Raw genomic sequence first — 22539 nt, 5'->3', positions numbered from 1 at the left:
CATGGGGCTGACATTACTGCTTCCGGTTTTGGCCACGGCCCTGTCGGTGGGGCTGGGCTGCGGCACCTGCTGCAGTCCGGCGGTCAGCGTCTTTTTGTCCAGCTATATCATCACCCATGCCGGGGGGCTAAAAAAATCGCTGCTGGGATTTTTTAGCTTTTTTATCGGCAAGGTCATCGCCGTGGTGGTGTTATGCGGATTGGCGGCGTTGATTGGCAGTCAGTTTATTGATGCCGCCGGTTATGTCGGTGGGATCAACCTGGGTCAGATGATGGAGCTGGCGATGATAGCCCTGGGCCTGGTGCTGATCGGAAAATGGCTGCTCGATTACAAAAACAAAGCCAACCGGGCCAGTCTCTGTTCCGGTTGCGGCGGTGAAAAAAAGGCTGATACTATCAACCGCTATGGTGTAAAAGGGCTGTTGCCGCTATTCTCCGCCGGTCTGGCCTATGGAGCCTCACCCTGTGGGCCGCTACTGATGATGATGGGAGTGGCCACCACCCTGCCGCTGGCGACGGCTGCTCTAGTTGGCGGGGTCTTTGCCGCCGCAAGTACCCTGACCCCGGTATTGCTGATGGTACTGCTATCAGGCGTGCTGTCGGGGAAAATTGCCACCGAAATTCCCCGGCAGCTGCAGTGGTTTCGTTTAGCCAGCTACGTGCTGCTGACCCTGTTTTCGGCCGGGGCCTTATTCAATTTAGTGTGAAGAAGGTTGTAAAATTAAAGAATTAAAATGAGGTGTATTAAGTATGAAAAATAAAATTATCCGCCAATGCACGGCGGCCGTCGCTGCTTTGCTGATTGTCTATGGGGTGGGGGTCAATACTTTTCACAGCTATGAGCAAGTGAAGGCTGCTCAGGCCGAAATTCCTCCGGCGATTGCCGCCAAGAATGATGCTGCCACTGGTGAAAGTGAGAGTATTGCTGCGGCGGTGACGACCGACACAGCCACTGCGACTACCACCGAAACACCCAGCACCGCTATTTCTGAACCGGCCACCACGGTGACTGAAACCGTTACTGCATCCGCTGCAGCACCGGTAGAAACTCCGGCGATTGTCGCCGCTACCCCGGCTGCGGAGGAACCGGTAGTCGCTGAACCACAACCTGATGTCCCCAGTCTGAGCGAATTTTTATCCCAACTGCGCTGTGGTGGCTGCGGAAAAAACTGCTCACTGCTGAATCCCCGCTGTGGTGTCGGCAACCAGAAAGCCCAACAGGCCGAAGCCGAATATGTTGCAACCTACAATTAAAAAAGCAGGTCGCACAAGAATAGATGGAATCCGGTTTATTGTGAAATTCATAATTGTGAACACTATTTGAGTTGATGACAGTTTTTGCGACGAATGAGTCAGGCCGACAATGCTTATAAGAACAATTGTTTCGTATGAAAAAGGACGGTAGAGTCGATTGCCTGGTTAAGCTTAAAACCCCGGAAACGCAGTTATAACAGTCGTTTCGGGGGTTTTTACTGATTTGTCAAATAGACCGGATCAGCCCTGCAAACAAGCCCGAATCGCAGTAAGGTATAATTTGGCCATTGACAAAGAGTGTGGATGGGTATAAAATAACAACAGAACATATGTGCTAATTTAATTAAAACGGATTAAATGGGTGGGTCATGGAACGGATTATTTTACACTCTGATATCAACAGCTTTTATGCCAATGTGGAATGTCTCTATCATCCGGAGATTAGGGACTTTCCGGTGGCGGTCGGTGGCAATCCGGAAAAACGTCATGGGATTATTCTGGCGAAGAACCAGAAAGCAAAGGTTGCTGGGGTTAAAACCGGCGAGGCCCTGTGGCAGGCCCGGGAGAAATGTCCTGGGCTTTTGGTGATGCCCCCAAATTATCAATTGTATTTGCGTTTTTCCCGGCTGGCCCGAAAAATCTATAACCGTTATTCCGATCAGGTGGAGCCTTTTGGTCTCGATGAAGCTTGGCTTGATGTCACGGCCAGTTCCCGGATTCACGGCAGTGGCCGAACCATTGCCGAAAAAATCAGCCAGGCCATTCAGGAGGAACTGGGTATCACCGTTTCGATTGGCGTTTCCTGGAACAAAATCTTTGCCAAATTTGGTTCGGATTATCGGAAACCCGATGCCATCACGGTGATCACCCGGGATAATTTCAAAAAAATTGTCTGGTCCCAGGAAATTGGGGATCTGCTCTATGTGGGGTCAGCCACGAAAAAGAAACTGATGAAATATGGTATCTATACCATTGGACAATTGGCGCAAACATCCCCAGATTTTCTGGTGCTCCAGTTTGGTAAGATGGGGATGGTGTTGTGGCGCTTTGCCAATGGCCTTGATGACAGCCCGGTAAAAGCCTTTGACGAGCATTATAACGGTAACGAACGGATTCTCAAAAGCATTGGCAACAGCATCACTACCCCCCGGGATTTAAAAGACCTGAAGGATGTCAAGCTGATCCTCTATATGCTGACTGAAAGTGTGGCGATGCGGTTGCGGGAAACCGGCTGCTATTGTTTAACAGTAGCGATTCATGTCCGTAACAAAGAACTTCACAGCTTCACCCGGCAAACAAAGCTAGCAAAACCCTCGGATCTGACCCGGGAAATAGCTGAAGCCGCCATTGCCTTGTTTGAAAAGAATTATGATTTCAGTTCGGATATTCGCTCCCTGGGGGTGCGGGTCACTGATCTGGTACCGGATTCAACCCCGATTCAGTTGGATGTTTTTGGCAATGAAGCGTTGCGGATGCGTCAGGCCCAGCTCGATGATACCGTTGATGATTTACGCAAGCGCTTTGGCAATCTGGTTCTGCGTCGGGCGGTTACCATTGGTGATTCGATGAGCGGCCTGGATCCCAAAAAAGATCATGTTATCCATCCAATTGGATACTTTTAAAGGAGAATTAAGAAAATGGCAATAAAAAAATTTGTCCAGGTGATTGCAAAGTTTGAAGAAGATGGCAGAATCATCCCCCTCCAGGTTTTGTGGGAGGACGGTCGGGTTTTTTCTATTGACCGGGTTCTGGATATGCGCCCGGGGGTCTCCCTGAAGGTGGGCGGGCAGGGTATTCGCTACACCTGCCGGATCCAGAATAAGGAAGTCTGTCTCTATTATGAAGAACCCAAATGGTTTGTCGAAAGTAAAGAAAGATAAGGAAAAAAGCCGAGTGCCAAAAATAGACCAGGAAAAACGGATCCTTGCCGTGATGCTCAAAATCTATTGCCGCAAAAAACATCGATCACACGATCTCTGTGCGGAGTGCCAGACCCTGTTAAGTTATGCCTTGAACCGATTGGATCATTGCCGCTATGGCGAAAACAAGGGTTTTTGCAATCACTGTCCAAGCCCCTGCTATAATAAAGAGAATCAGCTAAAAATTCGCAAGATCATGGCTTTTAGTGGCCCGCGGCTGATTTTTCATCACCCCATTATGGTTATCAGACATCTGCTGTCGTAGTGCGACAGCAGATTTTTTTACGTCAGTTTTGCGGTATAGTCATGGCCCAGAAATCCTGGAGGGCTTTTTTAAGCTCGGGCTCATTCCGGATCTGGCGATGGGGAAACCACTCCTGTGGAAATAACTGACGATAGCTAGGGCTACTGAAGCGCTGATCAATCAGAACGATCACGCCTCGGTCGGTTTCGGTTCGAATCACCCGTCCGGCAGCCTGGAGCACCTTGTTCATGCCAGGATAGAGGTAGGAATATTGATAGCCGGTGTGGTTTTTTTTATTGAAATAATCCCGGATGATATCACGTTCAAAACAGATCTGGGGCAGACCGACTCCGACAATAATGGCGCCGATCAGGCCCTCGTGCTTTAAGTCCACGCCTTCGGAAAAGATCCCGCCCAGCACCGCAAAGCCCAACATCCCGGTCGGGGCAGCCCCGGGTGCCGGTCGGAACTGACCCAGGAACAGCTCCCGGTCTTCCTCGTTCATTTCCGGAGCCTGCCGGATGGTGACGACCTCCGGGTAGCTGGCGCTAAAAATTTCAAACACCGCATTCATATATTTATAAGATGGAAAATAGACGATGTAGTTGCCTGGCTGCTGATCCCGTACCGTTTTGATGCAACGGACAATGGTGGAGTAGGTTTTTTCGCGATTGCGGAAGGTGGTTGAGATGGTATCGGCAATCAGTAGTTCTCGGTTTTTAACATCGAAGGGCGATGGCAGACTAATTTTATAGCTGTCGGGGTCACCACCGAGAATTTCTGAAAAATAGTCGAGTGGTGACAGGGTGGCCGAAAAGAAGATCGCCGCCCGGCCTCGTTTGAGGGCTTCTCCCAGCAAGTGGGAAGGATCCAGACAAAAAAGTTTGATACGGGTATCGCCGTTGGCGTTTTCGACGTAGGTTAGAAAGTGGTCATCGTAAAACTCGGCGGTGCGCATAAAGGTCAGGGCGTTAAAATACAGTTCCAGTAGTTTCTCGTGACCCGGGCGGCCTTCATTGCTGACTAGCCATACTTCGGCCAGAGCAATCAACTTCATCACCAGCAGCAAGAAATCTTTGGGGGCCTCTTTTTGGCGGTGAGGTGAGTTGGTTGTAGCCAATTTTCGCAGCCCGATCATGTGAGTGTTGAGTTTTCCCAGAGCTTTGGCAAGACTGGGGTCGTTATCTTTAAACAATCGCTTTAGCTCCAGCAATGGTTTTTTATAAAGTTCGGCCGAAAACATTGAGCGGGCCCGATCGACCAGATTATGGGCTTCGTCAATCAAAAAGCTGTAGTCGCTGCCGTTATCGGAAAAAAAACGTTTGAGATAAACCCGGGGATCAAAAACATAGTTGTAATCACAGATCACGCAGTCACTAAAGAGGGTTAAATCGAGAGAAAACTCAAAAGGGCAGACCTGATGTTTGTGTGCATAGTTTTCAATGACGGGTCGGGTCAGGCGGTCTTCCTGCTTAAGGATATCCAGCAGTGCGGCATTAACACGGTCAAAATGACCCCGGGCATAAGAGCAGTGATCGGGATCACAGATGGTTTCTTCCTGAAAACAGATTTTGTCCTTGGCAGTCAGAGTGACACTTTTGAAAGCCAATCCCTGATTTGCCATTTTAGCAAAGGCTTCCTCGGCAACCTCCCGGACAATGGTTTTGGCGGTTAGATAAAAAATTTTGGCAGTATGCCCTTCAGCCATCGATTTGATGGCGGGAAACAGAGTTGACATTGTTTTGCCAATTCCGGTGGGAGCCTGGACAAAAAGTTTTTTCTGTTCGACAATGGTTTTATAAACCGCTACTGCCAGTTCCCGCTGGCCCGGGCGATAACGCTCAAAGGGAAAAGCAAGAGCCCGAATAGCGGTATTGCGGCGAGTCACCCAGTTGCTGGTCAGAGCAGCCCAGACCAGGTACTGATTGATTAAATCGTAAAAGAAAACAGTCAGTTCAGTTTGGGTAAAGATTTTTAGATACTTTTTGATTTCATCGGTATCCAGCTGAAAATAGGTCAGCTGTACGCTGATTACTGGTAGTTCATTCTGGATGGCGTAAATATAGGCATAGCATTTAGCCTGGGCCCAATGGGTTTGGCTGTAGTCTTCGTCAATCTGTTCCAACGGCCGGCTGGTTGACTTGATTTCGTCTACAATAATCCCGGACTCGCTGGTGATGATGCCATCGGCCCGGCCATCGATTCGGAAACAGAAGCCTTCATATTCGAAACGATGTTTTAGCGATACTTCAGGGGCATAGCCTTTGTCTCGATTATCTTTCTGAACCCTCTGGTGGGCCCGGGTTCCTTCCAGTGCACTGGCGTTGCTGATAAACTGAGAATCGATATTTCCGGAGCGGAGGATAAACTCCACCAGATTGCGGACGGATAGTTTTATTTCGGGTTGATTGTTCATTTTTTCACCTATGATTATTATGATGACGCTTTGATGCTCTAATTTTATGCTAAATGGTGAAGAAAGTATAGCAGATTTGCTTGCTGATCTAGGAATCAAAGCAGGGAACGACAACGATTGTCAGAGTAACAATCAAAACGATGAATCTTAAAAAATACTTAATTTTCTCTTTACTAGAGTTCAAAACAATAAAAAAATTAGGGCAAAAAAATTGAAAAGTAAAATTATTATGGTGGAACAAAGCCTCAAGACAGTGATTTTTTTCATTTAAATGCATTTGATCGCAACGTTATTATCGGTTTTTTAGGGAGAAATATTTTTCATAGTATTAGCAGTGATATGGTGTCAATTTGATAGATATAGCAGTAGATTAACTATCAAGATCATTTAAATAGCTGATTTGTTTATGTGGAATTGATAAAAAAATAAAAAGTTGTCCAATAGCTATCAGACAATGGATAAAAAGTATGTTATCCATAAATTGAATTTGATGTATCTGTATTAAAGTTACCCGAATAAAATCTATCGAAAAACAACATCTTGATTAAAAATGATTTGTTAATTAACGAACAATATAATTTCAGAACTACCTCTTGTTTGAGAAATATCAAACAAGTAAAGGTAATAAATTGTTGCAAAAAGAAAAAAAATTGACATAAAATTCCAAAGATGTTAAGCTGATGAAAATTAAAAAGTAAACGAGTACAAATTAGTTTTTTAGAAAAAACTAGAAATCAATGGCGATGATCAAAGGAGGTCAAAAAATGGAATTTGGACTAAGAGAATGGAAGCTAAGTGATGCTGAAAATATTGTGCCTCTGGCCAATAATGAAAAGATAGCAGGAAATTTACGAAACACCTTTCCCTATCCGTACACTCTGGATGATGCCCATCTGTTTATTACTAAAAGCATTCATCAGAATAAAAGAAGGCATCTAAACAAGGCGATCACAATCGATGATGCGCCGATTGGAGCGATCAGTCTGCTGATGCAGGAAGATGTCAGTTGCAAAAGTGGCGAGTTGGGTTTTTGGCTTGGCGAACCCTATTGGGGACAGGGAATCATGACTGGTTCCATTAAACAGATCTGTGAAAAAGCTTTTGATGAGTCGGATTTGGTCAGAATTTACGCTCGACCCTTTGCTGATAACCAGAAGGCGCGAAGAACCATTGAAAAAGCTGGTTTTCATTTGGAAGGTGTTTTTCAGAAAAGTATATATAAAAATGGTAAACTTCAGGACTCCTGTATGTATGCTTTGACAAGATAAAACGGTGCGGGCTATAGTAATTTCATAGAATTATTGATTAAACATATTTAAAATAAATGATATCTTCAAAAAATTATAGAGCTTGAAAAAAGAACTTCGTACGAAGTTCTTTTTTTGATGGTGAAGCTGCTCAGTCAAAAAAGGAAAATATATCAGGTTAAGTTTTTTGTGGCGGGGAATACATTATATAAGCAAACGAATGTTAATGCAGGAACGTGCTTTGGAATTTCTTCTGAAATTTGAAAGGTATTAAACGGTATTTTGTAAATTCAAATTAAAAAATAATAATGTGATGATGGACATAATGTCAAAAATAACAGTAAAAACAGACAAGTTGCCAAAAAAAACGAATAATCATATAAAAAATCAATGAAGAAAACGAGTACAAAGTTTAAAAAATAGATTAACTGAAATGTTTTACTAAAAAAACATTGACAGCTTCATTGAATACGAGTACAATGATGTTGTAAATGAATTAGTAATTACAATTTTATTTACGGTTTGTAAAAATGTCATGATATCTTTAGTACCGCTTCTTCGAAACTCTATTTTAATGAAGAAAGGCATTATGAAAAGGATTGCACTATTTCAGGATGATCGTTATGGTGCAAAATAATTTCTGGTTGCGGAACGACTGGATAGAAGTGTTGCTGTTTGCTTGTTGTTATAGGGAGATTGGCTGATCAGACAAATAGTGTCGACAGTTATTTTAGTAGAAATTGTTATTAAAGTTGAAACTAAAAAGGAGAAAGAATTATGAACAAACCATTAAAAAAGTCGGCTATTAATCTTTATGGATTACCGTCATTTGGGTTTCAGACCTTAGTCAATATTGAAGTCATGTTTTTTGCAGCTTTCCTCACCGACTTTGCAAAAATTCCTTTGGCATTAGTAAGTACCATCTTATTGGCCACCAGTATTGTTGATATTGTGGCCGTACCAACATCAGGGGTTATTCTTGAAAAAAGCAACATGAAGTGGGGGAAATACCGTTCATGGCTATTGGTCGGACCACCCATTGCGGCGCTCTTTTATATTTTGCAGTTTTCGCAGATTGGCGGAACCTCGGAAATTAATGCTATTATCATCTTTTTAGGATTCGCCATCAGCCATTTGGTTTGGAATACCTTTTATGCTGCCCATATTTCCATGAATAATGCGCTGACCACGGTTCGGGAAGAACGAATCTCAATGGCCAGTAACCGGGGAATGTTCAATGCAGCGGGTGCTCTGGTGTTCTCCTATTTTGGGGTAAAAGCCATCGCCGCTATTGGTGCTGGTGTCGGCAACCCGGTTTTAGGTTACACCTATATGGCAGCGATCACCGGTGTGATTATGATTGCCTGTAACATCATTTATTTTGTAATCACCAAAGACTATGCTCAAAACGGTACCGAAGCCCAAGCGGGCAAACCGGCTGAAAAGATGTCAGTGGGCGAAATGCTCAAACAAATTGTTGTCAACCCACCATTGATGGGGCTGATGCTGGTGGAACTGGGACGATACCTGGGACGTTTCGTTATTTTTGGAATGGCCTTCTACTACTTTAAATATGTCATTAACGATTTGCCTGGACTGGCATTGTTCATGACCGGATTAACCATTGTCAACTTCTTTGCAGCCATGATTGCATCACCGATTGCTAAACGACTTGGCGAAAAAAACACCTATATGATCGCCCTGTCGCTTTTGATTATCGGTTTGCTAATTGTCTGGTTTATGCCGCTTGAAGCAACTGCTTTTAAAATCATCATGTTTGCTGCCTATATTGGTTATGGTTTGCCAGATTCTCTGGGTGTGGCAATGTACTCTGCAACCGTTGATTATGGCGACTGGAAAACCGGCAAAAATGCCCGTGGTTTTATCATGTCACTGATCAGTATGCCAATCAAAGTATCTATTTTTGTCCGTTCGGTTATCATTTCAGCGGTGCTGGCTTCAGTTGGTTATGTTGCTGATATGGCCGTGACTCCAGAACTGATTCAGGGAATTAAAAATGGTTTCGCCCTTTATCCGGCAATCATTATGATTATTGGAATGGTGATGATGTTTGGGCTTTATACATTAACACCAAAACGAATGGAAGAAATCAATAAAGAATTAGCAGAACGTAAATTGGCTTAAGTATAAAAAACAAAGTTCAATGAAACCGGAGCGATTCACACATTGCTCCGGTTTAGAATATACAATTTAATTTAAGGAGATAAATCATGTCAAAAATAGCAGAAGTCAAAGCAAAAGTCGAAGCTGGAAAATCGAAACTGGTTCCCGGACTGGTACAGGAAGCACTGGATGAAGGCAGCACCCCAAGTGAGATTCTCCAGGCCATGGTTGATTCCATGGGCGTCGTTGGGGATAAATTCTCATCCGGCGAAATCTTTGTCCCGGAAATGCTAATTGCTGCTAAAGCCATGTCAAAAGGCGTGGAAGTATTAAAACCACTGATGGCTGGTGATGGTTCCGCCTCGCTGGGTACCTGCATCATCGGTACGGTTGCCGGTGACCTTCACGATATCGGTAAAAATCTGGTTTCGATGATGATCGAAAGTGCTGGTTTTGATATGGTTGATCTGGGCGTTGATGTCCCTGCTGATACCTTTGTTCAAGCAGTTAAAGACAATGCCAATGTCAAACTGGTGGCCTGTTCCGGTTTGTTAACCACCACCATGCCAGCCTTAAAAGAAGCAGTACAGACCATTAAAGCTGCTTATCCGGAGATGAAAGTGATTGTTGGCGGTGCTCCGGTCACGCCGGAATATGCCGTTGAAGTTGGTGCTGACGGATATGCTCCTGATGCCGGTAGTGCTGCGGTAAAAGCCAAAGAACTGGCAACAGCATAGGAGAGGAGAGAAAAATGTTAACAAAAAGACAAAATTTAGTTGAAGTAATGAAGGGTGGAAATCCGGATCGCTTTGTCAAACAATATGAACCCTTTGCCCTGATGATGAAAACCCCGATCAGTCGTTTAAAACCACCGGTCGGTGGTACGATAGTTAATGAATGGGGCGTTACCTTGAGCTGGCCGGAAGGCCAATTGGGCTCATTTCCGGTTCATGATGAGGAGCACATCGTTGTTAAGGATATCACCAAATGGCGGGATTATGTTAAAGCGCCGAAGCTTGATTATCCCGAAGAAGCTTGGGCGACGGCGATTGCTGAGGCTAATGCGGTTGATCGGAATGATCAGTATGTCACTGTTTTTGTGGCGCCCGGTCTGTTTGAACATATCCATTACCTGATGAGTATGGAAGAGGCCTTAATGGCTTACTACGAAGAACCAGAAGAAATGCATGCGTTGATTGATTTCCTGGTTGATTTTGAACTGCGACTGGCTAAAGAATTTATCGATCATCTTCATCCTGATGCGGTATTCCATCATGATGACTGGGGCAGCCAGATCAATTCTTTTATTTCACCAGCGATGTTTAAAGAATTCTTTGAACCGGCCTACAAAAAAATCTATGGCTATTATAAAGAGAATGGCGTTGAACTGATTGTTCACCACAGTGACAGCTATGCCGCAAACCTGGTGCCATCGATGATCGAAATGGGTATCGATATCTGGCAGGGTGTAATGAACACCAATAACATTCCTGAACTGATTAAAGAATACGGCGACAAAATTACCTTTATGGGTGGCATTCACAGTGGTTTGGTTGATTTCCCTGATTGGACCCCAGAAATTGTAGCAGAATATGTGAAAAAAACCTGTGAAGAAAATGGCAAACTGTATTTTATTCCCTCTCAGACCTCAGGATTACCGATTGATTCGTTCCCAGGGGTTTATGAAACCATCAATCAAGAAATTGACAAAATGTCAGAAAAAATGTTCTGAACTAAATGATCACTAAGTGACCGTAACTTCCTGATGGAAGGGGTCACAGATTCGTCCCCGAAAATAGCAGGAATTATTAATGGATTTTGGTATAAGGTTCCAAAAATAATTGCCGCTTTTGGGGACGATTTCTTCAATTTGGAAAGGAATCAGAAATGGCTGATAAGTTAAAGAAAAGTGTTATTTATCTCTATGGTCTGCCTTCGTTTGGTTTTCAGATTTTTATTTATGTCGAATTAATGTTTTTTTCGGCCTTCCTGACCGATGCAGTTAAGATGCCGGTGGCGCTGGCCGGATCGGTGCTTATGATTACCAGTATCTTTGATCTAATCTGGGTGCCGGTGGCCGGGATCATCCTCCAGAAAAGTAATCTCAAGTGGGGTAAATTCCGATCATGGCTGCTGATTGGTCCGCCAGTGGCAGCGTTACTCTATGTGGTTCAATTTCTAAAAATCGGCGACTCGATGACCAATGCCATCACCGCTTGTGCTGGCTTTATTATTGGCCATTTGGTCTTTGACGTGTATTATTCTGCTCACATTGCCATGAACAGTGCCCTAACGGATCGTGTTGACGAGCGGGTTAAAATGTCGGCCAACCGGGGGATCTTCAACGCTCTGGGTTCTCTGACTTTTTCTTATGTTGGGGTTCGGGCGATTCAGGAAATCAGCAAAGCGCTTAATGATCCGGCGATGGGTTACACGACGGTGGTTATTATGGTTGCTTTATTTATGGTTCTGTGTTACTGGATATTTTTCTTTCTGACAAAAGAATATGCTTTCCGGGGAACTGCACCGGTTACTGAGAAAAAAGAAAGCATGCCAATTCCTGAAATACTCAAGCAATTGCTGCATAACCCTCCGCTGATCGGTTTATTGTTGATTGATCTGGGGCGCTACGTCGGCAAGTTTGTGGTGCTTGGTCTGGCCTTTTATTATTTTAAATATGTACTCAATGATCTCCCGGGTATGGCGATTTTCATGACTGGACTGACCGTTGTTATGCTGCTTTCGGCCACTCTGGCGACCACCGTTTCTAAAATATTCGGACCCCGAAAGGCATATGTTGGGGCTTTGTGCATCTTCATTGCCGGATTGTTGATTACCTGGCTGGTACCGATGAGTGCCACGGCATTTAAAATTGTTATGTTACTATCCTTTATTGGTTACGGTTTACCGGATGCTCTGGTAGTTGCGATGTATGCTACCTGTGTCGACTACGGCGAGTGGCGCACAGGTAAAAATGTTCGTGGCTTTATCATGGCGCTACTGACTACCCCCATTAAAGTCGGAAACTTTATTAAAAGTGTCATCATTACCACAGCCCTGGCTTCGGCCAGTTATGTGGCTGATATGGCGCCGACACCGGAACTGATTCAGGCAATTAAAAACGGATTTTGTTTATATCCGGCGCTGGTAATGATCTTTGGTTTGGTGGTTTTTGTGATCTTGTCGAGAAAACTCAAAGATATGGAAAAAGATCAGGCTGACAAAAAAGTACTGGCAGAGAGTTAAAAAAACAGAAATATTAAAAAAATATTTTAAGTTTTAGGAAGTAAGATACGGCGTTTTTTTATCAATTACCAAAAAAGTTTCGGTGTTAACCCAAACAATATTATCAATCGCGAATGTTTTTGTTATAAAAGTGACAAAAGCAGAACGATAAAAAAAGCGATTTTACGAATGAATTTTAAGGAGCCTTGAATAGTGAAGCTGTTCAGGGCTTTTTTTTATACGTTTGCAGAAAACAAGGGGAAAGATTTGTAAAAATATATAAAGTATAAAAAATAGCTGTTATTACGGATGAAATCACATAAAAACGTTAAAATAATAACAAAAATTTTCACGACATAACTTTGTTTGAGAAATAACAAACAAGTAAAGATAATAAATTGTTCCAAAATAGAAAAATATTGACATCAAGGATAAAAGATGGTAATCTATGAAAAATCTGTATATACATGTGCACAGGATGTTTGCAAAAAATAATTCTGGCGTGTGGGTCAGATTTAAAAAAGAGACTCTGAGAATAACAAAATTATTTTAAAAGGAGAAAGACAAGATGAAAACAGATGTACAGATCGCACAGGAAGCTAAATTGCAACCGATTGCACAGGTGGCTGAAAAATTGGGGATCACCGGAGATGACTTGGAACTTTATGGTAATCACAAAGCCAAGGTATCCTTGTCAGTGTTGAAAGACAATCAGGACAAACCAGATGGTAAGCTGATTCTGGTCACCGCCATTAACCCCACCCCGGCTGGTGAAGGAAAAACCACCACCAACGTCGGTCTTTCCATGGCCCTGAATTATATTGGTAAAAAAACCATCACCACTTTGAGAGAACCTTCGCTGGGACCATGCTTTGGGGTCAAAGGTGGCGCTGCTGGTGGCGGCTATGCCCAGGTTGTACCGATGGATGATATCAACCTCCATTTCACCGGCGACTTCCATGCGATTACCGCAGCCCATAGTTTATTGGCGGCGCTACTGGACAATCATCTTCATCAGGGAAATCTGTTAAATATCGATCTCGACCGGATTGTCTGGCGTCGAGTTGTAGATATGAATGATCGGGCGTTGCGAATGATCACTGTTGGTCAAGGTAGCCGTGCCAATGGGGTGGAACGGGAAACCGGTTATGACATTACCGTTGCGTCAGAAATAATGGCAATTCTCTGTCTGGCCTCCAGTCTTACCGATCTTAAAGAGCGGCTGGGTCGGATGATTGTGGCTTACAACATCGAAGGCAAAGCTGTGACTGCTGATGACCTGGAAGCTACCGGGGCGATGGCTTTGTTACTCAAAGACGCCATCAAACCGAATCTGGTTCAGACTCTGGAAAACACCCCGGCTTTCATTCATGGTGGTCCCTTTGCCAATATTGCCCATGGCTGCAACTCGGTGCTGGCTACCCGAACAGCCTTGAAATTGGCCGATTATGTAGTAACCGAAGCCGGATTTGGTGCTGACCTGGGGGCCGAAAAATTCTTTGACATAAAATGCCGTTATGCTGATTTAAAACCCAATGCCGTAGTGATCGTTGCTACTGTCCGGGCACTTAAAATGAATGGTGGCGTGGTCAAGACAGAGCTTTCAACCGAAAACGTGGCAGCGGTGGAATCTGGCAGCGCTAACCTGATTCAACATCTGGAAAATTTGCAAAAGTTTAAAGTGCCGGTTGTGGTTGCCTTGAATAAATTCCCGACGGATACCGAAGCTGAATTTGAGGCAGTTAAAAAAGCATGTGAAAATAAAAATGTCAAGGTAATCCTCTCGGATGTATTTTCTCAGGGTGGCAAAGGCGGCGAAGAACTGGCCCATGAAGTGGTTAAGCTTTGTGATCAGGGTGAGTCTCAATATCAACCACTTTACTCACTGGAACTGCCAATTGAGCAGAAAATTGAAACCATTGCCAAAGAAATCTACCGGGCTGATGGGGTAGAATTCGAGCCGGAAGCAAAAAAACAATTGGATGAAATTGTTGCTTTGGGATTTGACCACCTGCCAGTTTGTATGGCTAAAACCCAATATTCTTTCTCTGATGATCAAACCCTGTTGGGCGCTCCCCAGGATTTCAATATCCATGTAAAAGAAGTGCGTCTGTCAGCAGGAGCTGGATTTGTGGTGGTGATCACCGGTGCCATTATGACGATGCCGGGTTTGCCCAAGGTACCCGCTGCCAATGGCATGGATATTACCGAAGATGGGGAAATCATCGGTTTATCCTGATCATTTTGAAATTCCGGATTCCGTTCATTAAATGTCTTTCTGATTGGAGCGGGTGACCGTTTGTTCCCTAAACCATTTAAAACACAGACCACTTCAATGTGCGTCTGTGTTTTTTTATAAAGTTATCGTGAAAAAGTGATTTTAGGTGCGAAATTTCTTTGCGATTCAATCCGGGAAGCGTATAATATGAGTCAGTATTATGTAAAAATCCATTGTGGTTAAAGCCTTTGCAGCAATGATTGTCGGCTGTGGGTTTAACCGTTGATGGTTAAGACATGAAATTACCAGTAAAATCATTTAACCTGGAGGTTGAACATGAAAAAAAGATTGATGGCATTTCTGATCGTTTTTGCCATGGTGCTGTCATTAACAGCTTGCTCAGATGATGGCGGAAGCGTTGGTACCCACAAAAACAGTGGCCTGGATACATCACTGAACCGAAGTACGGATATGCAGGTCAGTTCCAGTGGGGATCTGACAATTCAACGGTTGACCCGAAGTGAGACAAAAAAAATGGGTGCGAGCGGAACCTGGACTATTTTTGTTTATATGTGTGGTTCAGATTTGGAAAGCGAAAGTGGTCTGGCTACGATGGATCTCCAGGAAATGATAGATGCTACCCAGTCGGATCAGATAAAATTTGTGGTTCAGACCGGCGGGGCCAATGCCTGGGATAATGATCTGGTGGATGATTCATTGACCCAGCGATTTGTAATTGAAAACCAGAATATGGAGCAGATACAAGAGGAGGATGGTGCCAATATGGGTAGCGCCCAAACTCTGGCAGAATTTCTGAACTGGGGGGTATCGGCTTATCCGGCTGAAAAAATGGGGCTGATTTTTTGGAATCACGGGGGCGGCAGCATCACTGGGGTGTGCTTTGATGAGCAGAATGAAAGCGACAGTCTTTCCCTGCTGGAAGTGGAAAACGCACTGACTTCGGTTTATTCGAATATGACGGATAGCTTTGAATTCATCGGCTTTGATGCCTGTTTAATGGGAACGGTGGAAACGGGCAATATGCTGGCACCTCATGCCCGCTATATGGTGGCATCAGAAGAACTGGAACCCGGCTATGGTTGGGATTATACTGCCATGGGCAGTTTTATCAGCAGCAATCCGGCTGCCAGTGGTGCTGAGCTGGGCAAGGTGATCGTGGATTCGTTTTATGCAGCATGTGTTGCCATTGACAGTCAGAATGAGGCGACCCTGTCCTGTATTGACCTGTCCAAAATCGATGAACTGGTGTATGCCTTTAATGATGTGGCAAAAGAAATGTATAACGCCACCACGAATACCGATGTTCTTTCCAAAATGATCAAAGGGATCACGACAGCCCAAAACTATGGTGGTAACAACAAGTCTGAAGGCTATACCAATATGGTTGACCTGGGTTCGGTATTAAAAAACCTTACCGGAAATGTCGCAGGTGCTGATCAGGCGTTGGCGGCCCTTCAGGACTGCGTGGTTTACATGAAAAACGGCAGTGATAAGGCTGATTCTCACGGCTTGGCGATTTATTATCCGCTGGCGATTCAGGGTTCTGAGGAATTGTCAATTTTTAAAGATATCTGTGTCAGTCCCTATTATATGTCCTTTGTTGATAAAATGGCCTATGGTAGTGACACCAATGGTGATTTCGGAGGGTATAGCGATACCGACTGGTTTGGGGAAAACTCGCTCTACTGGAGCAGTGGCTATAATGAAGCAGCCGGATCTGAGTATTGGTCTGACCTGGATCAGACGGACACCGAGGCTTATAATTTTAGTGAAGACGAAAGTGCGGTTTCCTTTTCATCACAGCCCGCCATTAATGCCAATGGCATGTACGGCTTTACCATTTCAGCTGATACCCTGGATTATGTAGATGCTGTATATTGTGATGTGTTTATGGATGCCGGAGATGGGGAGACCTTGATCGAACTGGGTCTGGATGACAACATCACCGCCGATTGGAATACCGGTAAGTTTGAAGATAATTTCAACGGTTACTGGGTTTCACTGCCGGATGGACAACCCTTGGCCACCTATATTGTTGAGCAGGGTGATACCTACAATATCTATACTTCGCCGGTGATGTTAAATGGGGTGGAAACCAACTTACGAATAAAAATTGACTTTGCCAGCGATGGCAATTATACCATCACAATTATCGGAGCCTGGGATGGCATCGATGCGGTCACGGGTCAGTCGGCGAAAGAAATTACCAAGCTAAAAAAAGGTGATCTGATCACGCCGGTGTATTATTCTTATAGTATGAAAACCGATGAAGAGGGTGTTTACGAAGGCGAGGCATATACGTTTAACAATGATCCGGTGATCTATGAAGAACCATTGGCCGTGGGCGACTACTATTATTCTTTCCAGATTGATGACATTTTTGGCAGCTCGCTCTATACTGATTTTGAAATTTTTACGGTGGATGCCAATGGCGAGATCTATTTTAATCAATGAAAATAATCGATGACGAAGTTGTGTAATTAATCAAAGCAGTCTGAGAAAAGCATCTGGTCTCAGGCTGCTTTTTAGAGCAGTTAACGAAAAAGTTGCCATAATTTTGAAAAATTTGTGGTCAGATTTACGAAAAGACTTGAAAAAAATGATAAAATGAGGTACCTTAGTGTCAACAAGAGAACTATAAATGACCAAAAATGCATGAGCTTTGTTAGTATTCTAAACATAACCACATTCTAAAGAAAATGGAGAGCATGAAATGAAGATTGGTATTATTGTCTTTTCTAAAACCAACAATACCTTTTCAGTCGCCGACAAGTTGAGATCGGCTCTGGTAAAAAAAGGTCTGGATGCTGAAATTCAGCGAATCGTTCCGGAAAATGATGATCCCGGCGTTAAACCGCCGATTGTATTTACCAGCAAACCGGATGTAACCCCTTACGACGTGGTAATCTTTGCCAGTCCGGTTTGGGCCTTTTCATTGGCAGGGGTGATGAAAGAATACTTGGAACAGGTTTCATCCCTGGAGGGGAAAAGAGTATTCAGTTTTGTGACGAAACAGCTGGCATCCAAATTTACTGGCGGAACCAAGGCAAATCGGCAGATTAAGTCAGTGGTGGAATTAAAAGGTGGCAGAGTGGAAAAATCATTTATTGTCAGCTGGAAGAATAAAAAACGCGATGAAGAGATTGCCAACTTAATCGCTGAAATTTGCAAAGCAGTTTAAGCACAACCCGGATTCGATCTAAAAATACGAAAGTAACTTGTCGCAAAAGAGCTCCTGAAGAAAATCTTCAGGAGCTCTTTTGCGGTGTTATTAGAAAAGCGAAAGGTGGTTAAACTATTTTTTAGGGGTAAGTTGGGCATAGACCTGAATAATTTGTTCAGCAGTTTTAACGCCATCCACCGCTGAAGACATGATTCCACCAGCGTAACCGGCACCTTCACCCATCGGGTAGAGTCCGGAGATGTTAGACAGATGGTTTTCGTTGCGGTTGATTCGAACCGGTGAAGAGCTTCGGGTTTCAACTCCAGTCATAATGCTGTCGGCCATGGCAAAGCCAGTGATCTTTTTGTCAAAGTGAATTAGTGCCTCTTTTAAGGTGGCTACCACATAATCCGGCAGACAGTCTTTTAACTGAGTCAATTTGAGACCCGGGGTATAAGTTGGTTTAACTTGACCCCATTGGCTACTGGGTCGATCGGCCAGAAAATCGCCCACCAGTTGAGCTGGGGCGTGATAGTTCTGGCCGCCCAGCGCAAAAGCCCGACCCTCCCAGTGGCGTTGAAAGGCAACCCCAGCCAGGGAGTGGTCATCACCGAAATCTTCAGGCTGTACCCCGACCAGTAGGGCAGCATTGGCATTTTGACCATCACGTCGATGTTCGCTCATGCCATTGGTGACGACGCTGTTGGGTTCTGATGCAGCGGCCACCACATACCCCCCGGGACACATGCAAAAGGTGTAGGCCGATCGTCCGTTAGGGGAATGATAGGAAAGCTTGTAGTCGGCTGCTCCCAGGCCAGCAGATCCGGCAGCAGATCCGTATTGAGCAGTGTCGATTAGCCTTTGGGGGTGTTCAATCCGCACTCCGATGGAAAAGGCTTTGGGAGTCATCGTGATACCCCGCTTATAAAGCGTTTCAAAGGTATCCCGGGCGCTATGTCCGATTCCCATCAACGCTACCTGGCAGTCGAGTTGATTGTGATCATTGATAATCAATCCGGTCAGACGACCGTTTTCGATCAGGAAGTCGGTGACCTGGGAGCGGAACCGGACTTCGCCGCCATTATCGATAATTGTCTGACGCAGGGTTTTCACCGTTTCTCGCAGCAGATCGGTGCCGATATGGGGTTTACTGAGATAAAGGATTTCTTCAGGAGCACCAGCGGCAATAAACGCTTCAAGGATGCTGCGACAACGGGGATCGTTAATCAGGGTAGTCAGTTTGCCATCAGAAAAGGTTCCGGCCCCGCCTTCACCGAACTGAACATTACTCTCTGGATCAAGCGCACCTGTTTGCCAGAAGGTGTCAATTTTGATGCTTCGGTGATCGACATCGTCACCCCGTTCAAGAATAATGGGGGCGTAACCGGAGCGGGACAGAATCAGACCGGCAAAAAGACCGGCAGGACCCATGCCGATAATGACCGGTCGGTGGTTTAGTAAAATATTTCCCGGTGAGACTGGTTGATAGGATAAATCGGGACTGGGAATAATACCGGATTTACTACCCTTTTTTAGAACAGCCACCTCATTTTTTAGGCGGGCATCAACTGTATAGATATACACGATAGCACTTTTCTTGCGGGCATCAATGGATTTTTTAAATATTTTAAAAGTGATTAAATCTTTGGGATTAATTTTTAGTTTAGACAGAATAGCGCCTCTTAAGGCCTCTTTTTCGGCCCCATTGTTTTTAGCTTGCTGAATCTCGAGTTTGAGATTGGGAATTCGAATCATCCGATCCTCCTGTTGTGTAATAGATAAAAAATATTATAACATGGCTTTTGTCAAAGTCAAAAACATAAAAAGTGGCTAAGTGGTGATCAATCGAAAACGAGATTGTCAACGGTGAAGGGAGATAGGGATGGGTGAAAGAATTCGATTAAAATTCACAAAAGAACCCTAAGAACTTCACAGAAGAAGTTGACAATTAAGAGGAAAAGGGTATAATTCAAATAGGAGTAAGTAATCACTCCGTTAGGAGGAACGCCATGCAAAAATCACTGATTAAAAGGCGTGAAAGTATTATCGTTTCAACGATTCAAACGCTAAATGAGGTGGGGCTTCAGAATTTGTCGACAAAAATGATAGCTAATCAGGAAGGTGTCTCGGAAGGAACGCTGTTTCGGCATTTTAAGACCAAAACCGATATTATGCTGGCGGTAGTGGATCATTTTTCTCAGTATGATGATGCCATCATTGAAACCTGTGTTAAAAAAAACTTCTCACCACTGGAAGCGATTCGCTATTTCTATAATGCCTATGCCGAATATTATCAGAACTATCCGGAAATTACGGTGGTGATTCAAGCTTATGATAGCCTGATGTGCGATGAGGAGTTGGCGGAAAAGGTTAGTGCAATCATTTATAAACGGGCAGATTTTATCATCAAAACAATTCAAGCGGCCAAAGATCAGAATCTCATTGGCGCACATATGGATCCAGTTCTACTGGAAAATATTCTCACCGGCGGCAGCAAGGAAATTTGTCTGAAATGGCGAATGGAAAGGTATTGTTTTTCAATTAAAGAAAAAACTGCCGAAATGGTCGACACAATTATAAGCGGCTTTATCGAAAACAAAATCTAAGGAGGGAACCGATTGGCAGAGCAATATATCAATGACCCAATGCAGGAAGTTTTTATTTTTGAAACCTCCCAGCAATTGGAACAAATGGAACAGTCGGTGATAAAAACCGAGGCCCTGGGCAGGTACCCCAGTGATACCATTAATGAAATATTCCGGATTATGCATACGATAAAAAGCTCGGCGGCGATGATGCTGATTAACAATATGTCTGTGCTGGCGCATACCACCGAAGATATGTTTTACTTTATTCGGGAAGAAAAGCCTCAGTATATCGATGTTTCAACCCTGTCAGACTTGGTCTTTGAAGGTATTGACTTTATGAAACAGGAGTTGGAAAAAATAAAAAATGGGGCTGAAGCTGATGGAAATCCGGAAATTTTGATAGAGAAGATTAAAGCACATCTGGTCTTGCTTAAAGAAAATAACAACCTGACGGATTCTAAAGTCGTCAATAACGAACCGGTGAAGGAAAAATATTATATCAGCTCCAATAAAACGGCAAAAATCAGTGTCCCGAAAACCTATCAGGTGATGCTTCGGTTTGTCGAAAATTGTGGGATGGAAAATATCAGGGCTTTCACAGTGGTTCATAATTTAAAAGAAATCACAGAAAACTTTAAGTGCATCCCGGAGGACGTCATCAATGATCCGGATTGTGTCGAGATCATTAAGCGGGATGGTTTTGTCTTGGAGATTAAAACTCCGGAATCCCGAGATAAACTGGAGGCTTTTTTTCATACCATGGCCTTCATTGAGGAAATTGAGATCACCGAACTCAATGAATTTCAGGAAATCCGGGAAGAGATAAGTAATCTGGTCTCGGATGAAGCAATTATCGTTCCCCAGCTAAAAAAAATGGCGGCGGAACAGCCCCCGACTAAAGAAACCCCAATTTCCAATGGTGGCTATGGTCAAAGTATGATTTCGGTAAGTGTGGAAAAACTGGATAAACTGATGAATCTGGTGGGTGAGATGGTTATTTCTGAAGCCATGGTCACCCAAAATCCGGATCTCAAGGGATTGGTTCTCGACAATTTTAATAAATCCGCCCGACAGTTAAGGAAGATCACGAACGAACTCCAGGATATGGTTATGTCCATCCGAATGGTACCACTGGGACCCACTTTTTTTAAGATGAATCGGATTGTTCGGGATATCAGCAAAAAGCTGGGCAAAGATATTACTCTAAATATTATGGGTGAAGAAACCGAGGTGGATAAGAATATCATTGAACAGATCGGCGATCCGCTGATGCACATAGTTAGAAATTCTGCCGATCATGGGATTGAAGTGGCAGAGACCCGCATCAGCCAGGGTAAACCCCGGGCTGGCACCATCACTTTGGAAGCAAAAAACGCTGGCGGTGAGGTGCTGATCATTATCCGGGATGACGGGAAGGGCTTAAGTCGGGAAGGGATTCTTAAAAAAGCGTTTGAAAATGGTTTAGTTGGCGAGGAAGCTGCTACGATGACTGACACCGAAGTTTTCAACCTGATTTTTTTGCCGGGATTTTCCACCAAAGAAGCGGTAACCGAGTTTTCCGGTCGGGGAGTCGGTATGGATGTGGTGGCTAAAAACATTGAATCAGTTGGTGGCACTATTCTGGTGGAAAGTGTGGAAGGTCGGGGAACCACCATCACGTTAAAAATTCCGCTGACCCTGGCTATCATTGAAGGAATGAATATCCGGGTGGGGGAAACCTGTTACACGTTGCCGATTATGGCGATAAAAGAATCCTTTATCCCCAAGGCCCAGGCGGTTTTTCGGGATACCGATGATAATGAGATGATTATGATCCGGGGTCAGTGTTATCCGATTTTACGGCTCAAAGACCGTTATAAGGTAAAAAAAGGGGCAACTCAAATTGATGAGGGCATTTTAATCATGTTAGAGGGGGAAAACAAGACCACCTGTCTTTTTGCGGATGAATTATTGGGTGAGCAACAAGTGGTAGTAAAAACGCTGCCAAAGTATATTCAGCGGATGAAAAAAATTGAGGGGCTGGCCGGTTGCACGCTACTGGGGGACGGCAACATCAGTCTGATTTTGGATGTCAATGGCCTGGTCGATCAAAAACGGCTTAACAATTAACAGCTGCAGCAC

At 44.1% G+C, this 22539-nt stretch carries 17 protein-coding genes; 15 read left to right on the top strand and 2 right to left on the bottom strand.

The window, feature by feature from the left end:
• Position 1 precedes the first annotated feature (1 nt).
• From ACWI_RS15530 to ACWI_RS15510, 5 genes are all read left to right on the top strand, one after another.
• Positions 2–706: an urease accessory protein UreH domain-containing protein gene (locus ACWI_RS15530; RefSeq protein ID WP_070372358.1), complete on the top strand. Its 705-nt coding sequence runs from the start codon at positions 2–4 to the stop codon at positions 704–706.
• Positions 707–749: 43 nt separating this feature from the next.
• Positions 750–1253 carry a hypothetical protein gene (locus ACWI_RS15525; protein ID WP_070372357.1) on the top strand — a complete coding sequence of 168 codons (504 nt, stop codon included), beginning with the start codon at positions 750–752 and terminating at the stop codon, positions 1251–1253.
• A 368-nt stretch (positions 1254–1621) separates the two neighbouring features.
• Entirely contained in the window at positions 1622–2875 is a 1254-nt protein-coding gene (gene dinB, locus ACWI_RS15520; RefSeq protein WP_070372356.1) for a DNA polymerase IV, read from the top strand.
• A 15-nt stretch (positions 2876–2890) separates the two neighbouring features.
• Positions 2891–3133 carry a hypothetical protein gene (locus ACWI_RS15515; protein WP_175440961.1) on the top strand — a complete coding sequence of 81 codons (243 nt, stop codon included), beginning with the start codon at positions 2891–2893 and terminating at the stop codon, positions 3131–3133.
• Between the two features lie 13 nt (positions 3134–3146).
• Positions 3147–3437 (top strand): nitrous oxide-stimulated promoter family protein, encoded by a 291-nt coding sequence (locus ACWI_RS15510; RefSeq protein WP_084633748.1) that lies wholly within the window; start codon positions 3147–3149, stop codon positions 3435–3437.
• A 22-nt stretch (positions 3438–3459) separates the two neighbouring features.
• Here the strand turns inward: ACWI_RS15510 and ACWI_RS15505 are convergent, their stop codons facing one another.
• Positions 3460–5832, bottom strand: coding sequence for an ATP-dependent DNA helicase (locus tag ACWI_RS15505; RefSeq protein WP_070372354.1), 2373 nt, complete (start codon positions 5830–5832; stop codon positions 3460–3462).
• A gap of 764 nt (positions 5833–6596) precedes the next feature.
• Here ACWI_RS15505 and ACWI_RS15500 point away from each other — a divergent pair.
• From ACWI_RS15500 to ACWI_RS15465, 8 genes are all read left to right on the top strand, one after another.
• Entirely contained in the window at positions 6597–7100 is a 504-nt protein-coding gene (locus tag ACWI_RS15500; RefSeq protein ID WP_070372353.1) for a GNAT family N-acetyltransferase, read from the top strand.
• A gap of 756 nt (positions 7101–7856) precedes the next feature.
• The gene (locus tag ACWI_RS15495; RefSeq protein WP_070372352.1) at positions 7857–9224 is read left to right on the top strand and encodes an MFS transporter; all 1368 of its coding nucleotides are present in this window, start codon (positions 7857–7859) and stop codon (positions 9222–9224) included.
• Positions 9225–9310: 86 nt separating this feature from the next.
• Positions 9311–9940 (top strand): corrinoid protein, encoded by a 630-nt coding sequence (locus tag ACWI_RS15490; protein WP_070372351.1) that lies wholly within the window; start codon positions 9311–9313, stop codon positions 9938–9940.
• A gap of 14 nt (positions 9941–9954) precedes the next feature.
• Complete coding sequence (locus ACWI_RS15485; protein WP_070372350.1) at positions 9955–10935, top strand: uroporphyrinogen decarboxylase family protein; 981 nt, start codon at positions 9955–9957, stop codon at positions 10933–10935.
• A 155-nt stretch (positions 10936–11090) separates the two neighbouring features.
• Entirely contained in the window at positions 11091–12449 is a 1359-nt protein-coding gene (locus ACWI_RS15480; RefSeq protein ID WP_070372349.1) for an MFS transporter, read from the top strand.
• Positions 12450–12996: 547 nt separating this feature from the next.
• Positions 12997–14667, top strand: a complete 1671-nt coding sequence (locus ACWI_RS15475; RefSeq protein ID WP_070372348.1) for a formate--tetrahydrofolate ligase — start codon at positions 12997–12999, stop codon at positions 14665–14667.
• Between the two features lie 315 nt (positions 14668–14982).
• On the top strand, positions 14983–17121 hold the full coding sequence (locus tag ACWI_RS15470; protein ID WP_070372347.1) for a clostripain-related cysteine peptidase: 2139 nt from the start codon (positions 14983–14985) through the stop codon (positions 17119–17121).
• Between the two features lie 259 nt (positions 17122–17380).
• On the top strand, positions 17381–17848 hold the full coding sequence (locus ACWI_RS15465) for a flavodoxin family protein (protein ID WP_070372346.1): 468 nt from the start codon (positions 17381–17383) through the stop codon (positions 17846–17848).
• A 114-nt stretch (positions 17849–17962) separates the two neighbouring features.
• On the opposite strand, the gene ACWI_RS15460 is transcribed toward ACWI_RS15465, so the two are convergent.
• The gene (locus ACWI_RS15460; protein ID WP_070372345.1) at positions 17963–19585 is read right to left on the bottom strand and encodes an NAD(P)/FAD-dependent oxidoreductase; all 1623 of its coding nucleotides are present in this window, start codon (positions 19583–19585) and stop codon (positions 17963–17965) included.
• A 254-nt stretch (positions 19586–19839) separates the two neighbouring features.
• On the opposite strand from ACWI_RS15460, the gene ACWI_RS15455 reads away from it, so the two are divergent.
• A complete protein-coding gene (locus ACWI_RS15455; protein ID WP_070372344.1) occupies positions 19840–20436 on the top strand; it encodes a TetR/AcrR family transcriptional regulator in 597 nt (198 codons plus the stop codon).
• A 12-nt stretch (positions 20437–20448) separates the two neighbouring features.
• Positions 20449–22527: a chemotaxis protein CheA gene (locus ACWI_RS15450; protein ID WP_070372343.1), complete on the top strand. Its 2079-nt coding sequence runs from the start codon at positions 20449–20451 to the stop codon at positions 22525–22527.
• The last annotated feature ends 12 nt before the right edge of the window (positions 22528–22539 follow it).

This window comes from Acetobacterium wieringae (assembly GCF_001766835.1).
Classification (GTDB): Bacteria; Bacillota; Clostridia; order Eubacteriales; family Eubacteriaceae; genus Acetobacterium; species Acetobacterium wieringae.
The sequence above is the reverse complement of the archived record's forward strand: the minus strand, read 5'-3'. Positions and strand labels throughout refer to the sequence as shown.

What these genes read in the sequence shown, in the direction of transcription:
- ACWI_RS15530 (WP_070372358.1), top strand. Translation starts at nt 2, where the DNA reads ATGGGGCTGACATTACTGCTTCCGGTTTTGGCCACGGCCCTGTCGGTG.
- ACWI_RS15525 (WP_070372357.1), top strand. Translation starts at nt 750, where the DNA reads ATGAAAAATAAAATTATCCGCCAATGCACGGCGGCCGTCGCTGCTTTG.
- dinB (WP_070372356.1), top strand. Translation starts at nt 1,622, where the DNA reads ATGGAACGGATTATTTTACACTCTGATATCAACAGCTTTTATGCCAAT.
- ACWI_RS15515 (WP_175440961.1), top strand. Translation starts at nt 2,891, where the DNA reads ATGGCAATAAAAAAATTTGTCCAGGTGATTGCAAAGTTTGAAGAAGAT.
- ACWI_RS15505 (WP_070372354.1), bottom strand. Translation starts at nt 5,832, where the DNA reads ATGAACAATCAACCCGAAATAAAACTATCCGTCCGCAATCTGGTGGAG.
- ACWI_RS15500 (WP_070372353.1), top strand. Translation starts at nt 6,597, where the DNA reads ATGGAATTTGGACTAAGAGAATGGAAGCTAAGTGATGCTGAAAATATT.
- ACWI_RS15495 (WP_070372352.1), top strand. Translation starts at nt 7,857, where the DNA reads ATGAACAAACCATTAAAAAAGTCGGCTATTAATCTTTATGGATTACCG.
- ACWI_RS15490 (WP_070372351.1), top strand. Translation starts at nt 9,311, where the DNA reads ATGTCAAAAATAGCAGAAGTCAAAGCAAAAGTCGAAGCTGGAAAATCG.
- ACWI_RS15485 (WP_070372350.1), top strand. Translation starts at nt 9,955, where the DNA reads ATGTTAACAAAAAGACAAAATTTAGTTGAAGTAATGAAGGGTGGAAAT.
- ACWI_RS15480 (WP_070372349.1), top strand. Translation starts at nt 11,091, where the DNA reads ATGGCTGATAAGTTAAAGAAAAGTGTTATTTATCTCTATGGTCTGCCT.
- ACWI_RS15475 (WP_070372348.1), top strand. Translation starts at nt 12,997, where the DNA reads ATGAAAACAGATGTACAGATCGCACAGGAAGCTAAATTGCAACCGATT.
- ACWI_RS15470 (WP_070372347.1), top strand. Translation starts at nt 14,983, where the DNA reads ATGAAAAAAAGATTGATGGCATTTCTGATCGTTTTTGCCATGGTGCTG.
- ACWI_RS15465 (WP_070372346.1), top strand. Translation starts at nt 17,381, where the DNA reads ATGAAGATTGGTATTATTGTCTTTTCTAAAACCAACAATACCTTTTCA.
- ACWI_RS15460 (WP_070372345.1), bottom strand. Translation starts at nt 19,585, where the DNA reads ATGATTCGAATTCCCAATCTCAAACTCGAGATTCAGCAAGCTAAAAAC.
- ACWI_RS15455 (WP_070372344.1), top strand. Translation starts at nt 19,840, where the DNA reads ATGCAAAAATCACTGATTAAAAGGCGTGAAAGTATTATCGTTTCAACG.